General features: G+C 60.9%; 21 protein-coding genes. 2 read left to right on the forward strand and 19 right to left on the reverse strand.

The features are described from left to right. Positions 1-86: 86 nt before the first annotated feature. The 15 genes from EFR00_RS24960 to EFR00_RS25030 form a co-directional block, all read right to left on the reverse strand. Positions 87-1,046: a phage head morphogenesis protein gene (locus EFR00_RS24960; protein ID WP_245435272.1), complete on the reverse strand. Its 960-nt coding sequence runs from the start codon at positions 1,044-1,046 to the stop codon at positions 87-89. 251 nt (positions 1,047-1,297) lie between these two features. Continuing rightward, positions 1,298-2,896 (reverse strand): DUF935 domain-containing protein, encoded by a 1,599-nt coding sequence (locus EFR00_RS24965; protein ID WP_077991874.1) that lies wholly within the window; start codon positions 2,894-2,896, stop codon positions 1,298-1,300. Then, positions 2,896-4,548: a hypothetical protein gene (locus EFR00_RS24970; RefSeq protein WP_077991872.1), complete on the reverse strand. Its 1,653-nt coding sequence runs from the start codon at positions 4,546-4,548 to the stop codon at positions 2,896-2,898. Before EFR00_RS24970 ends, EFR00_RS24965 begins: the two co-directional genes overlap by 1 nt. Next, positions 4,545-4,766 carry a hypothetical protein gene (locus tag EFR00_RS24975; RefSeq protein WP_009997111.1) on the reverse strand — a complete coding sequence of 74 codons (222 nt, stop codon included), beginning with the start codon at positions 4,764-4,766 and terminating at the stop codon, positions 4,545-4,547. Before EFR00_RS24975 ends, EFR00_RS24970 begins: the two co-directional genes overlap by 4 nt. A 157-nt stretch (positions 4,767-4,923) precedes the next feature. After that, positions 4,924-5,532, reverse strand: coding sequence for a DUF3486 family protein (locus EFR00_RS24980; RefSeq protein ID WP_009997109.1), 609 nt, complete (start codon positions 5,530-5,532; stop codon positions 4,924-4,926). Positions 5,533-5,534: 2 nt separating this feature from the next. Then, the gene (locus EFR00_RS24985; RefSeq protein ID WP_245345030.1) at positions 5,535-5,852 is read right to left on the reverse strand and encodes a VpaChn25_0724 family phage protein; all 318 of its coding nucleotides are present in this window, start codon (positions 5,850-5,852) and stop codon (positions 5,535-5,537) included. After that, a complete protein-coding gene (locus tag EFR00_RS24990; protein WP_037140408.1) occupies positions 5,849-6,196 on the reverse strand; it encodes a DUF2730 family protein in 348 nt (115 codons plus the stop codon). The genes EFR00_RS24985 and EFR00_RS24990 overlap by 4 nt, the downstream gene beginning before the upstream one ends. After that, positions 6,196-6,417 (reverse strand): TraR/DksA C4-type zinc finger protein, encoded by a 222-nt coding sequence (locus tag EFR00_RS24995; protein ID WP_077991868.1) that lies wholly within the window; start codon positions 6,415-6,417, stop codon positions 6,196-6,198. Before EFR00_RS24995 ends, EFR00_RS24990 begins: the two co-directional genes overlap by 1 nt. After that, complete coding sequence (locus EFR00_RS25000) at positions 6,414-6,626, reverse strand: hypothetical protein (protein WP_077991866.1); 213 nt, start codon at positions 6,624-6,626, stop codon at positions 6,414-6,416. The genes EFR00_RS24995 and EFR00_RS25000 overlap by 4 nt, the downstream gene beginning before the upstream one ends. A gap of 19 nt (positions 6,627-6,645) precedes the next feature. Beyond that, entirely contained in the window at positions 6,646-7,008 is a 363-nt protein-coding gene (locus EFR00_RS25005) for a hypothetical protein (protein WP_077991863.1), read from the reverse strand. Next, positions 7,005-7,283: a hypothetical protein gene (locus EFR00_RS25010; RefSeq protein ID WP_009994352.1), complete on the reverse strand. Its 279-nt coding sequence runs from the start codon at positions 7,281-7,283 to the stop codon at positions 7,005-7,007. Before EFR00_RS25010 ends, EFR00_RS25005 begins: the two co-directional genes overlap by 4 nt. Continuing rightward, positions 7,273-8,007, reverse strand: coding sequence for an NlpC/P60 family protein (locus EFR00_RS25015; RefSeq protein WP_009994353.1), 735 nt, complete (start codon positions 8,005-8,007; stop codon positions 7,273-7,275). The genes EFR00_RS25010 and EFR00_RS25015 overlap by 11 nt, the downstream gene beginning before the upstream one ends. Before the next feature lie 96 nt (positions 8,008-8,103). Next, positions 8,104-8,463, reverse strand: a complete 360-nt coding sequence (locus EFR00_RS25020; protein ID WP_077991860.1) for a hypothetical protein — start codon at positions 8,461-8,463, stop codon at positions 8,104-8,106. Continuing rightward, on the reverse strand, positions 8,460-8,660 hold the full coding sequence (locus EFR00_RS25025; RefSeq protein ID WP_125461984.1) for a hypothetical protein: 201 nt from the start codon (positions 8,658-8,660) through the stop codon (positions 8,460-8,462). Before EFR00_RS25025 ends, EFR00_RS25020 begins: the two co-directional genes overlap by 4 nt. A gap of 80 nt (positions 8,661-8,740) precedes the next feature. Then, positions 8,741-9,382, reverse strand: coding sequence for a gp16 family protein (locus EFR00_RS25030; protein ID WP_009995567.1), 642 nt, complete (start codon positions 9,380-9,382; stop codon positions 8,741-8,743). A gap of 38 nt (positions 9,383-9,420) precedes the next feature. Here EFR00_RS25030 and EFR00_RS25035 point away from each other — a divergent pair, with 38 nt between their 5' ends. Both EFR00_RS25035 and EFR00_RS25040 read left to right on the forward strand, forming a co-directional pair. Next, the gene (locus tag EFR00_RS25035; RefSeq protein WP_009995566.1) at positions 9,421-10,077 is read left to right on the forward strand and encodes a hypothetical protein; all 657 of its coding nucleotides are present in this window, start codon (positions 9,421-9,423) and stop codon (positions 10,075-10,077) included. A 27-nt stretch (positions 10,078-10,104) separates the two neighbouring features. Then, on the forward strand, positions 10,105-10,842 hold the full coding sequence (locus EFR00_RS25040) for a hypothetical protein (RefSeq protein WP_077991850.1): 738 nt from the start codon (positions 10,105-10,107) through the stop codon (positions 10,840-10,842). Between the two features lie 17 nt (positions 10,843-10,859). Here the strand turns inward: EFR00_RS25040 and EFR00_RS25045 are convergent, their stop codons facing one another. The 4 genes from EFR00_RS25045 to EFR00_RS25060 form a co-directional block, all read right to left on the reverse strand. Next, positions 10,860-11,525, reverse strand: a complete 666-nt coding sequence (locus EFR00_RS25045) for a DUF3164 family protein (protein WP_009995811.1) — start codon at positions 11,523-11,525, stop codon at positions 10,860-10,862. Between the two features lie 198 nt (positions 11,526-11,723). After that, a complete protein-coding gene (locus EFR00_RS25050; protein ID WP_009995808.1) occupies positions 11,724-12,002 on the reverse strand; it encodes a hypothetical protein in 279 nt (92 codons plus the stop codon). Continuing rightward, complete coding sequence (locus EFR00_RS25055) at positions 11,999-12,292, reverse strand: hypothetical protein (RefSeq protein ID WP_037140431.1); 294 nt, start codon at positions 12,290-12,292, stop codon at positions 11,999-12,001. The genes EFR00_RS25050 and EFR00_RS25055 overlap by 4 nt, the downstream gene beginning before the upstream one ends. Continuing rightward, entirely contained in the window at positions 12,289-13,308 is a 1,020-nt protein-coding gene (locus EFR00_RS25060) for an AAA family ATPase (RefSeq protein ID WP_077991847.1), read from the reverse strand. The genes EFR00_RS25055 and EFR00_RS25060 overlap by 4 nt, the downstream gene beginning before the upstream one ends. Positions 13,309-13,368: the final 60 nt, after the last annotated feature.

Here is a 13,368-nt window from a genome sequence, read left to right on the forward strand (position 1 = left end):
GTCGGGCTTATATTGATGAGGACGCGCCGAGCAGGAAGCGCACCCTTTAGGGTGAGTGGGATTGGCAGTTCCGGCCCCCCGGCGCGTCATTCTCCAAAACGCCGCTTGATCTCATTCGCATTCGCCCGCCTCAGCGAAACGAGATAGATTTCCTCGCGATCGGCTTTCTTCACGACTTTGACCGCCGCCTGGTAGAGCTGCCCGTCATATTCGCCGACGAAAGCCCAGCGGCCGTTCTGATCCTTGACCAGGCGGCCGGCCGAAGCGAGGTGGCGCGGAATGACGCCGTAGGCCGCCGGCGTCGCGAGCGTATGCTTCAAATGGCTGCGGATCGTGTCGGCCGACAAGCGGATCTCGGTTCCTGCCTTCACCTCGAGCGTGACCGCAACGTCTTTCGATGCCACTCCGACAGGCGTCCAGGAACCGTCCGGCCATTTGCCGCGCAATGCCGAGGAGACGAAGGCGGCGACATTCGCCTCGTCCGCAGAGACCGCCTTCGGACCAGGTGCGGTTTGCTCCAGCCAGGCGCGTCCGGGATTATAGGCAAAGGAAGGATCGACGCCGAGCGGCTGATCGGTCCCGAGCTGGTCGAGATCCGGAGCGCGATCGGGACCGGCCTTGCCGAGCCGACGAAGACCAGGACGCGAAACCGGCGTGACGAAGCAGCCGCAACCAAAGCCATTCGGTGGATAGGCTGTTTTCCAGAATGGATCGTCGGCAGCAAGGCAACGCCCATCCCAGGCCTTGTGCTGCTGGCGCGGATGGACAGCGCCGGAGTGGTGGTATTGCCAGTAAGGAAAGCTCGCCAGCGTGTCCGGCTCGCTCATTTGCGCATAGCGGCCGGCGGCGTAGGCTGTGCGGAGGTTCGTTTCAAAAATCGTCTTCGTCCGCCAGCCGCGTTCACCCTTGTAGCTCCAGCCGTGCGTCTTCACGATCGCGTCGAAGTCTTTGCGGAAGTCGTCCAGCGTCGTTCCCTGTTCGAGCGCCTTGGCGATCGCTCCTTTGAAATCATCGACGAGCGCTTTGCTGTTGGCTCCCGCGACCATGAACATCTTGGAATGGGCAGCATCCTAGACGTCGCGCCAGCTTTCGGTCGGGGTGCTGACCTTTTGCCGGAAAAAGTCGATTGCTTCGTCAAACGGCAGATCGATCGCGGAAAGCGTCGAAGCCATTAGGGCGACGGCCCTTCGCATCGTTTTCAAAGGGGTTTCAAAGCCCATGGACGCGTTTCGGAGGTTTTTTCGGATCACCGCAGCGCCGGGGCCGTTTACGCGCGTCTGTGGGCCTCTAATCATGATTAGCCCTTTAGGTCGTCGAGCAACGCCGCCTGACCAGCCAAATGGGCTAGCGCCATACCCCTCGCCATCGCCTCGGCCAGCTCGTCCGGCGCCAGCTCGAGGAGCGCCAGGCGCTCGGCCGCGTCCCTCAAATCGGAAGCCTGCATAAGCGCCGCCTTCACCTCGTCGATCATGCCGGCCATGGCACCGGCGGCGTTACGCTCCAGCCGATCGGCCAGCCGGTCGACCACGTCGTCGTTCTCCGATCGAGCATGAGCCGACCGTTCGAACAGATGTTTGAAGCTGCTGTGAGCCGTCTTGTCCGCCACGTCTTTCGCCGCCGGCGGCGTGACCGGATCGACACCAGGAGCAGCTTCAGGCTTGCGACCGCCGATCAGCACCGCGCCCTTCTTCGGCGCCGGGATGCCCATCCGGTCCTGAAGGAAACTCTCTTCAGCCGTCAGCCCGTGTTTCGCGAGCTTGTCGAAAGCCTCGGCGAAATCCTTGATCGGTAGTTCGTCCGGCCGACCGATCTTCACCTGCGGGTAATGATCCTGCGGCCCGAAATTGAAAGCGATGATGTTCGGAATGAGCTGCGAATTGACAGTGCCCGTCAGGCACATGGCGTCCGAACGCTCGATGTCCTCTTGCACCAGGCGATGCTCCTGGCTGACGGCATGGCCGCCCGATATCGCGTCCGTCGTCGTCGTTTGCCCGAGCACCAGCTTCGAGATCTGGCGATCGAGCCAGTCGGCCCGGCGCTCATACATGTCGGTCGATGAAGACTTTGAACCGACATCGACGAACTCGACCAGCATGTCGCGCGGAATGATCGCCGCGCAATCGCCGGCGATGCTGCTGACCGCCCGCCAGAGGACATCCTTCTGCGCCTCGGTGGCACCCGGTCCGTAGCGGCCGAGGCGGATCGGTTGGCCGTAGTTCTGAGCAAAGATCGCCCAATCCTTGATCGTGAAGCTTTTGAACATCCACGCCCAGCAGGCGACACGGGCAATGCCGGAGCGGATCGTCAGGCCCGATTTCGTCTTGTGGCGATGGACGATGAACTTGTGCGGTGCCAGCGGCGCGCCGGCGACGCCTTCGCGAAGCAGAACGGTTTCGCCATCCTCCTGGTCGAAGGTGAACCAGCGCTGAGTGCGCCATGTCAGATCGCGAGGCAGCATGTTTCCGAGCCGATACTGCCAATCGATCTCGGTAACTGATAGGCCCTTGCCCACGGCGTCCAGCATGTCGAAAAGCGAACGTTGCAGGACACCGTCATCAATCCATGACTGGACGAGCGCGGCATGCTTCTTGTGCTCACCGGAATCGGATGCGGCCTTGACCGTGATCGGCAGCTGCGAGACCGAGCGCTTACGGGTGGCGAGCACGGCGGCATAGTGCAGGTCGCGCTCCTCGATGTCCTCGGCCAGCTCGAAATAGGCTTCTGGTTCGCCGTTGGCAGCCGAGCGCAGAATGCTGGCAAGCCGCTGCGGTGTCATGCCATCTGCCGGGTGGCCGGAGAAGGGATTGCGCATGCTGCCGACGCGAGCGTCCGCCACCTGCTCCATCAGCTCCTTGCCGAGGACGATCCGGCCCAGCCAGTCGCGAAACGATGCCATTACAATGATCCCCTCAGGTGGACGTTAATGCTGTTCCGGCGGTCCTCATCGAGCGGCGGCCCGCCATTGTGACCGACTTGCGAGGCGGTCGTTTTCCGATTGGTCTCGTACTCGTAGGAGATCGATTCCTGTCGGCTGGCGAAGAAGGCGAGCGCGCCGGCCGGCGCGGTGTCGCCGTGGCGCTCGTATCCGTCCGCGCCCTTGCTCGTGTGATTGTCCGGAACCTTGATGATGCCGTTCACATAGGCGAGCGCCTGGTGGTCGGCGAGCACGTCGGCATCGCGCGGCAGCAGGATCGTCTTGTCCGAGAAGGCCTCGATATAGGGCAGCATGTTCGTGCTGTACCAGGCTTGGTTCAGCTTCACCTCAACAATGGTGTCGCCGTAGCGCTGCCGGGCCTTTTCAGCGAGATATTCACCGTTGCCGGTGGCGTCCAGGGCGCCTCCCATCAACCGAGGCAAGGCATCGACGACATAGAAGAGAATGTCGCGCTGCTGATCGTAGGGAATGTTTTTCAGCTCCAGGACAAAGCAGGCGCGCCGGACCAGGTCCAGCCCGATCTCAATCGGGATGATTGCCGTCTTGTCGCCGCTGCGGGCGAAGTCTTCGCCAAAGGCATGTTCCCGATCGGGGTTGAGGCGGCTTAAAAGCGGCTTCAACTGCGTCCTGCAGAACGCGTCGGCCTGTCGAGCCCGTTCTTCGTCGGAAAGGTTTTTGAAGTCGTCGTTGCGATCCCAGCGGACGACAGGGATATCCGCCGACATGCAGCTCTCGATGAGAACGCGTGTCAGCGCTGCCCCTTCGCCTTCGGCCGGGATGCCGTCCAGCTCCTGTTTCATCTTGGCAGTGCGCGACCCATAGGCACCGCGGATCTGCTTTTCCCAGGCATCCTGCTTTTCCTGGCTCCAGTCCTCGCCCTTCTGATCGCAGACCTTGCGGAAAAGCCCGTTGTCGATCGCCGCCTGGAACGGGATGTAATGATAGCTGAAGGGGATTTTCTTGGCCTGCGCATCAAGGCAGAGCTGGTTGAAAGCGTTGAGGAAGCCGTTGTGGGAGGAGATGACGCGGATCTTGCCGCCCCAGATCAACAGCGCGTTGACGGCGTCGAGCACTTCGTGGACGTTCTTGTGGAAGGCCGCCTCATCGATGACGACGGTTCCCTGCAGGCCGCGAATGTTCTCGGGCCGGGATGACAAGGCCTCGACGCGGAAGCCGGAGGCAAAGGAGATTCGATAGCCCGAGATGAAGGCCGTGGTGCCGTCCGCGCGTTCGTCGACGAAGATACTGTCCTCGATCGCGGCGACTTCCTTGGCGACGGTGTAGGCGAAGTGCTTCACATAGCCGATGAACTCGCGGCCCTTGTCCTTCGTGTCGCCGATGTAAAACACGTTCTGCCCGCCCGCCGATCGCGCGGCCGAAGCGATCAGCGTATCGTCGAGCGCCTCGGCAAAGGTGATGCCGGTACGACGTCCCTTGGCGCAAACCTTCAGGTCGCTCTCGTCCTCAAGCCACTCGGCCTGGTGACGCATCAGCACGCCCTCGGCGAGCGGATCGAGATCATCAGGAATGTCGGCGCCGCGCAGCAGCTCGTCCGGCAGCTTTGCCGGATCGCGCGTGAGAACAACAACCTCTTCAGAAACCGCCTCGGTCATTGAGCGCCCTTCATCAGCATGAAGGTGACGACGACGGACCAGACTGCAGCGCCGCCGATCAGAAAGCAGGCGAACACCAGCAGAGGCGAAACGAAGAGCGCCGCCGCCAGGCCGGTGACCAGGAGCAGCAAGAGGAAGGCCAGAAGGTTGGATAGAAGCGCGAAAGCGACGAACAGGGCCATCGCGATGGCGATGCCCTTGGCGATTTTCAGGAACATGGCTTCGTCCTTTCCCTGGGAAAGCCCGTTCCCTGACAAGGCTCGCAATCGGCCTTCGGATCATAGACGATACTGGAGATGGTCCCGTTCGGCCGGTAGGTCACGCGTTTGACCTTTTGGCCGATGCCTCTGCAGCGCTGGCAGGTCGCGGCCTCGGTCATGCGGCATCCTTCTTCTGCTTTGGCTTGACACCGAGGAAGTCACGGCGGAGCTGCGCGACAACTTCGGCCGACATGCCTTTTTCCTTGGATACCTTCTCGATCGCCTTCTCGGCCTGGGCCTTGAACTTGGCTTCGATCTTGTCGCGCCGGGCCGTCGATACCGACTGCGCATGGGTCGCCGACCGGAGCGCGTCGGCAAGCGCCTTCGCATCTTTGGAACCGATCTTGCCGCGCTGGGTGCGCAGCATCGTGAAAATCAGGGCCTTGATCGCCTCGGCCGCGACGAGCGTGAGATCGTCGCTCTCCTCGGGGTCGAAGGTGTCGGAGATCGCCGCCGCCATTTCGCGCGTCTCGTTGAGGTCGCGTGTCATGGCGTCGAGATTGATCGAATAGCGATTGAAGGCCGAGAAGCTCGGGATCGTGAATTCCAGCTCGCCACGGCTTTCCCGCTGCAACGCTTCAAGCTTGGCGGAAAACTCTTTGTAGATTTCGAGCTGTGTGCGCGCATTCTCCTGCAGCTCGGCCGCCGCCCACATGACGACCTGGTTGCACTCCTGCGGCAGGAGCTGGATCGACGATAGACGGCCGCGACCTTTTCTCGCCATGGTCAGGCTCCCGGCCGGGACGGCCGCTTCACGCCCTCGATGACGACATGCCGGTCAACATGCCGCTTGCCCAGCGCCGTCAAGGTGACGATCTTCACCGTGCCGGCCGGGACAACTGTCACCGCCCCCATGTTCCGGAGGTATTCCACTTCGCCGTGGATCCACGCCCGCTCCTGGTGAATGGCGAAGCGGGCGAGAACGGGCTCCAGCATGGAGCTGCTCAAGCTCTCGTTGGTTTGCTCGGCAAGCGCCTTCAGGATGATGAGGCGCGCTTCCTCACGCATGATCTTGTCAAAATTGACGCCGATATCCTCTGTCACTTAGCTCTCTCCAGAAGCAGTTCCTGCAGGCGTTCGCCGATCGCTTCGACCGGCTTCAGCCTTTCCGTCATTGTGTTCAGTTGCCCGGTTAGCTCGGTCATGCGCATTTCCAGGCGATGGAAGCCGTCCCGATCGGGGAGATGCCGCAGCTCGCCCTCGATGCTGAGAATGCGCGTGGCATGGGATTCGAGACGGTCTTCAGCGGCCTTGACCCTCGCTTCCGTAGCCTTGGCCTTTTCTGCGAGCGACTTTTCGCCGGAATTGATCCAGCCCTTCAGATGGCCGAGGAGCGCGATGACGCCGAGCGCCAACGAGATCCAGATGGCGTATTCTTTCGGGTCCATCAGCGGTTCCTTTTTCGCCCGCGCTCGAAACGCGCCTGACATGCAATGCACCGGGTGGCGGAGGGCATCGCCTCACGCCTTGCCGGCTCGATTTCGTTCTCGCAGTCCTGACAGTCGAACCGGCCGTCACGCTGCAGCTCTGCCTGCAGGCGACGAATGCCGGCCTGCCGTTCCTTCTCCGCCAACTCCTCGGCGCGATCGAAATCCTGCTCTGTGGTCACGGCGCAGCTCCATTCGCCGCGTCGATCGCGGCAACGGCGGCCGCGCGTCGCCGATCGCAAGACTTGATCTCGTAGCGATCGGCCGCCGACATCTCGAAAACCTGATCTTCCGGCGCCCTGTTGGTGACAGGATCAACGGCCGGCTTTGGCGCCAGGTCGCACGGGCGCCGCGCATCCGGCGGCACCACGATCGGCGCCGGCGCCGGCATCAGTTGGACTTCGCGGCGCTCAGTCTGGGAGCAAGCCGACGCGATTACCGCTAAGGCCACAATCGTTGCCCTTAGGAAGCTGCGCATTCTTCGCCCTCAAATCTGCAAGTGCCTGTTGATCGGACCGGCCCTTCTCGGCCAGGTCCGCCTGGATCTTCACGACTGCTGCCGCCTGGTCGGCAGCGCGCTTGTTGGTTTCGGCGTTCGCCTTCTCGATCTTGGCAGACCAGTAGGCGTCACGTTCGTCGCCCTTCAGCTGGATCGCTTCGTCAACCATTCCCCGGACCTCGCGAACACCAAGCAGCGCCAGGCCGAGGACGGCAATCACGAGCAGCGCAACGAGCACCAGGTAGAACGTCGTCTTTGAAAACAGCGCGGTCATTGAACCTCTCCGTTCTCATAGGTCGGCGCGGCCATCATCGCCGCGGCTCGGAAATCCGAAGCACCGGAGAAGCGATGGACGCCGAGCATGCCGGCGATCAGCAGAAAGGTGCTTGGGGTGATGACGGGGGCCAGTTGCACCGCCTCGGCCGAGTGATAGACGACGGCCGCGACCAGGATGAAGCCGTTGACCAGCCACGCCAACCAGAACGACGCCCAGAGCTGGCGTCGCGAAAGGCTATAGCTGGGCTTGGAGGAACGATGGTCAGGCCTCATTGCGCGAGACCTCACCCGTGGCGGTGGCGCAGACGCGCCCGCCGACAGGCGCTTCGCCCGTCTTCGGCCAGCGGATGCCGACGCAACGGCGCTTTTCAACCGGGGAGAATTTCACTCTGTTCCCCTGGTTGCCGCCGAGGACGATATAGTGGTCATCGTCCTCGCCGGCATACAGGCCGACATGGCCACCGCCTGGGCGCTGGAACACGAGGATGGCGCCAAGCGCCGGCGTCGTCATAGGCTGGCCGAACTTTGCCCACTCCAGCGCGCCAAGCGGGTTCGCGGGCAACTTTTCCTGCGGCAGCGTCGTCGAAATCAGATTGCCGATAAACAGGCCGCACCATGGCGTATCGTCGTTGGTGTAGAAATTGGCGATCCACCCGCCGAGCCGTTTCGCCCATCCAAGAATTGTCGGATTGGACGCAGCGCCGGCGATCTCCTTCAGCCCCATAAAACGCCGCGCTTCGCGCATCCACACGGGCTCGGGCGGCATACGGGGCGCAGGCGTAACGGCAACTGGAGCGCTGCTCGGCACTCGGGCCGGATCGCAACGGAGTGCTTCGATCGTGGTCTCATCGGCCTGCCCTGTTTCAGGCAAAGCTTCGGCATGCTGAAAGCGCTTTAGCGCCTCGATCGTCGCCCGCCCGTGAACGTCATCGACGACGCCTGCATAAGCGCCGTGCAGCCGGAGGCGCTGAATGAGCCAGCGATCGAAGTTTGTCATGATGTAGCCCCTGTCGAAGCCGCGAACGCGGCCGAATATGGGGGCAACAATAGCTGGACGACCGCCCGGAGGGTCATGCCCGCCGAGGCGGGCGGGTCAGAACAGTTCGATCTGTCGGGGGTCTTTCTTGGCCGTCACCCGCACTTTTGGAGCTCGGCTGAAGAGCTTTTCGACGCCGGTCTCTGTCAGACCGAGGCGTCGCGCGATCATCGCGTTGCTCTCGCCGTGAGCTCGATAGTGACGAGCGCGAAACTCGCGGGCGACTGGCACACGTATATAGCCGCCGGAAAACATTTTGGAAAGCCGGGCCGTATTGTCAACGCCGATCTCGCTCGCCAGTGTCGAGCCATTCGCGACCTTCGGGACATAGACACGAATGCCGCCGTGGACATCCGTCAGCCTGAGAAAGCCCTCGTCTCCGAGCAGTTCGTGTAGCTCGGTCGTCAGATCGCTCACTTCGCACCTCCGAGGCCAAGCTGAATCTCAAGCCGCATCTGTTCAGCCCGTAACTGCCGGAGCCGCTGCTCACGACGGATGCGTGTCTGGGCATCAACGCCGCCCCTTTGAAGCTTCCTCGAAAGCTCTTCACACTGAGCTTTAACGGAGGCCAACTCGGAACTTTCGAACAAGGGCATGGCATTCAGCATGATCATGTTCCTTCCAGGAGGGACAACTGCGGTGCTGTGACTTGCGAGGAGCCAGGACTCCATGACCTGCGCGGCGCCGGAAATAGTCATCGCTTGCCCGCCCGGATCTGCTCACCGAAATGGTTCATCACGATCTGCCAACCGGCTCCGGTGATGTCCTGGAGCACAGCCTTGCCCGTCAGCCTCACTACCTCGGCATCGAAGCCCTTGCGGACGATCAGGGACGTTGCGCCGGAGAGGATCTTCCATTGCGCCCACGCGACCTTGGCGCCATCTGCCGAGAGCCATTCCTGGCCGTTGGTATTGCCATAGGAGACGCCAGCTTCGCGTTTGATCCAGCCTTTGAGCGCTCCGATCGCGCTGTTGGCATCGTCCGCGTAGACCAGGAACCGCGTGTGATCGAGGCCGGTCTGACGTTTCACGAAGGCAACAAGCGCCTTGTCGTCGCGTTCCCGGACGATCCCGAGGTTCCAGGCGGCGATCCAAAGCGCCTGCAGCTTCTTGGCATATTTGCCGGTGAGCTTTTGCCGGCCATCCGCACGGCGAGGCGCCGAAGCTGGCCTGAAGCCCTCATTGCGGAAGACCGTCAGCACCTTCTCGCGCTCGGCTTCTGTCATATCCCTGGCGGATTGCTTGCCCGTGATCCAGGCAAGCTTGGCGCGATAGGTATCGTCGTCAAGGCCGAGCTGCTTCTTGGCGACATGGATTGCTGCGATTGAGGCGCTCATGCGATATTTTCTCCCGATGAGTGCCGAGGGCGATTCGGATGAAGCGTTACTTGAAGTGTGGCTTGGTAGGCGGGACGCTCGGTGCAGTCGTCGCGATTCCTTTGTTCCCTGTCTGGATGGCGTGGGTAGATAAGTTTCAAACGTTGATAACGGGCGTTGCGGCCGTAGCAGCCGCTTATCTTGCGATCCGCCAATCGCAGATCACAGACGCGAATAGTGATCGACGACACGATCAACTGATGGAGCTGAGCCTCAGGCCGATAAGATTGAAGATCGACCGCACGGTCCGCCCGATGGCTGAACGTATCGCGGGAGCACTCGAAGACATTGAGCGATGGCAGCGTCGATTGAGCGCCGCCAACGGTGCGTCGTTCCTCAAAGACAACGTTGAGGAATTCCATCGCCTGTCGGTTCACTGGGTCATAGTGGTCAACGACCACCAGCTTCAGATCGGCGAAGATTTCTTCTCGGGCTATATGCTTGATGCGCTGAGAGTGTCTAAGGAAGCGACCAGTTCCATTGTCGAAGAGTTCGATCAGATACGACACATGATCAAAGCCGGCGCTGGCGCCAGCGAGCTTACGAAACGAACAGGGCGCCTGCAAAGCGCCATGGCAACTCTGGCAGAGCACTTGGGATACTTTTGGGTCCAACTCGGGCAGCTGGAAAGAGACTATCTCGCACATATTCGGTGATCGCCCACTGAGCGAAGTGAAAAGAGCATGAAGAGCAACAGAGAGAAGCTCGCTTGGGCATTCGCCATTGTAATTGCGGCAGGCCTGCTGTTTCCGGTGACCCTTGGTGAGCCTCGAGCGGTTCAGGGCTCGAGCGGTGGAGACAGTTGGAGAAACCTTATTTATGACTTCCAGACGTTGATAACTGGTCTCGCTGCGGTGTTTGCTGCAGCGGTTACAATTCGAACGATGGAAAGAACCGATCGCGAAAGCGAAAGGCGCCACCGCGAATTGGTGATGATCCAAATGCGGCCAGAGCGGCTGAAGGTGAGCCGCGCGCTTTTTCCCCAAATCCAGGATTTGAGGGATATCGTATCTCAATTTCACGACTTCGATAAGGTCGGAAGCGAGCTGCCTCCGCCGTGTCGTGGGACACCTGAATGGTACTGGCTCACGGAGGTAAGCAAGCGTTACCTTCCCTGTTTCGATCGGATACAAAGTGTACTGCTCCGTCGACAGTTTCAGGAAGGCATTGTCTTGTTTGACGGAACTACGACCAGGATCTTCGACGAATTGCTTGAACAAACCGATTTGGTTCGAACAATACTCCGCGATCATGCGCGTTTCGACGCGTATTTCGATCCGAATAAAGGTGAACACCAAAACTACGAGGAGCGGTTCGCGGCTGTATATGACCGTGCTTTTTCTGCGATTACCCTTACGCTTGGGCTGCTGCCTCGCTTCATTGAGAGCCTGGAATTCACCCGCCGATCCTATGGAGTCTAATTGCAGTGACATCGCGCTCACGCCTTCGCCAGATCAATAGTAACGGCGCGCCACTCATCCTTTGGGCTACCGCGCTCGTAGAAACGGACATATTCCTTCGAGCCGGTAACCGTGATTGAATTTCGGATCGCCTCCATCGCCCGAAGCCAGCGCTCATCGCAAATGTCGAGGCGGAGCAGCATGAACAGGTCGGACTTGTTGATCTGTCCTTCCTTCTCCGTATTGAACGCTCGCATGACAAGTGCGCGGATCTCATCACGGCTTCCTTCGGACCATTCCATAATGCAGCCATCGATCAGCGTCTTGGCGATCTGCAGCTGCGGCCCGAAGCTGATCTGATCAGAAACCTGCACCTGGACCTTCTGGCATCCGTCGATCGTCTGATAGGTGCGATTGCCCTTCTGGCCGCCGATCTTCGTGCCGTACTCCTGTTCCAGGAGCGCGTCGAAAGAACCGAGGTCGGCAACGGTGTGACTTCGGAAGCGAGCGATCTGCGCCGATAGATCGCGGGCAAATCCCATGATCTTGCGTACCGTTTCGTCCTGCAACTTGTCCTCTGCCCGCACGTTGTCGACCGGCACCAGGTTGCCCTTGGCATCGTTCATGTAAGAACGACCGTTTACGATGATGACGCCAACTGCGGCCTCGGCGGCGTCCGGTTGCTCGATAAGAACTGCTTCCATTTTACCTGTTCCTTTGCTTGATGGCGGCGGCGCGCAGATTGCGAACAGCCTGCATGAGCTTTCGATGCGCGCTGGGTTCACCGACCGTATGGGTGACTGTTTCGAGATGTCCGAGCGCGCTTACGACGCGCTCGACGGCAGTTCGGATGGTCTCCGCTTGTGTGCGACGCTTGACCGGAGAAACGGGAGGCGGGTTGCTCACGCGCGCCCTCCCCCCGAAGGCGCGTGGCCTGGGAAGACCACGACATTTGGGCCGACCACAGCAAGGCAACGCTGGCGACCGCCGGTGAGACGCTCCCGCCGCTCCAGGTCGCGCTTCTCCTCCTCGACCTCCTCAGCGAGAGCGATCGCAGTGTTGAGGCGGCGGACAAGGTTGCCGACGTCCTCGCTGGTGAAGAACTTCCCGCCGTGAACATGCGGCTTGAGTTCCTCGCGGATTGCGATCAGGCAGCTGGATGTGAGTTCCGAGCAGCTCATGCTTTCCTCCCGAAATCAGGCCGGATGACATTGTCGTCGCGGCTCAAGACGAAGGTGGCGGCAGCTTCGGCGGCGAGTTGTTCGACAACCTCCCTGCCTGTCTTGCCGGCTTCACAAAGCCGATAGATTTGCACTTCGCGTTCAAGGCTCTGAGCAAGCTTGCCGAGGATCTGTAGGTGTTTGCGAAACGCGACGACGTCGGCGTCCTTCAAACGGTCGGGAGAGACCAGCCCGTCAAACCGCGTCCTTGCGTTGGTAATCTCAGTGCTGAGCATCAAGGCAGCGCTCATCCCAGATCCTCCACGTCGCGGTTCTTCCAGGCGTCCCGGATATCCCTGAGCGTGACGGCACGATCGTCAGCGAGTGCAATCATGCTGGCGAGCTTCATCGTCTTGTCGATCTGGCCGAGCGCCCCTCCCTTCATGCCGATCCCTGTCAGCAGCTTGACGCTGTCCAGATCGGTCACATCCCATGCCCTGATGTAGGCGGCGACATCTTCGGCATAGGGCTTCTGGCGCTTCAGGTGTTTGCCGATACGGCGTTTCAGCTGGGCATAGGATTTTCCCGCCGCCTGCTTGGCAAAGCGAGAATAGACCTCTTCGTTGCCGACGAGCGCGATGCCGCACTGGTAGATGTCGGAGAAATGGCGGAGCTGGTTGATCGCGTCGTCGACGAGGTTCTGTGCTTCGTCGATGATCAGGAGCGAGCCGCCGCCGATGCGTTGAAGCCTGGCACCGATCGCGCGCGTCAGCTTGGCGGGATTGTTCTCGTGAACCTCCAGCTCCGCCGCCAGTTCGACCAGCATACCGTGAACCGTGCGAGTATGGGGGCTTACGGTCGCATGGAAGACATGCGGATGCGTGGCTCGATAGTGCCGGCAGGTGGCTGTCTTGCCGAAGCCGGCTCCGACCGTAATCATCACGAGATCGGCCGTCATTTGCGCCCATTGGAGCGTCTGGGCAATTTCCGATGCGATGCGGGTTTTCACGAATGCCGGCGACGTCGGAATGGCAGGCATACCGGCGGCTTCTACGACCGCATCCACCCACTGGCGCATTTGCCGGTTCATGTTTTCGAGGCGGCCGAGATAGGTTCCGGAGAACCACTGGCTGAAGGTACCCTCCTTCATGGCGCTGCGGCGGGTGACTTCCGCCTTGCTCCAAGAATTGGCGATCGCCAACTCCGCGACCTGCTCGCGGATCGCCCGCCAGTCGTCGATGTCGTCGACGTGCTTGGAAAGAAAGTCGATCGAGGGTTCGGGCTGTTCCCAGCCTGTCATCCTACTTGTGTCGACGTGTTTGTTCATACTATGGTTCCTTTGTCTTGCCCCTTTGAGGGCTGATTTGGCGGGCGGGGTTGAACCCCG

This window comes from Rhizobium sophoriradicis (assembly GCF_003939025.1).
GTDB classification, from domain to species: domain Bacteria; phylum Pseudomonadota; class Alphaproteobacteria; order Rhizobiales; family Rhizobiaceae; genus Rhizobium; species Rhizobium sophoriradicis.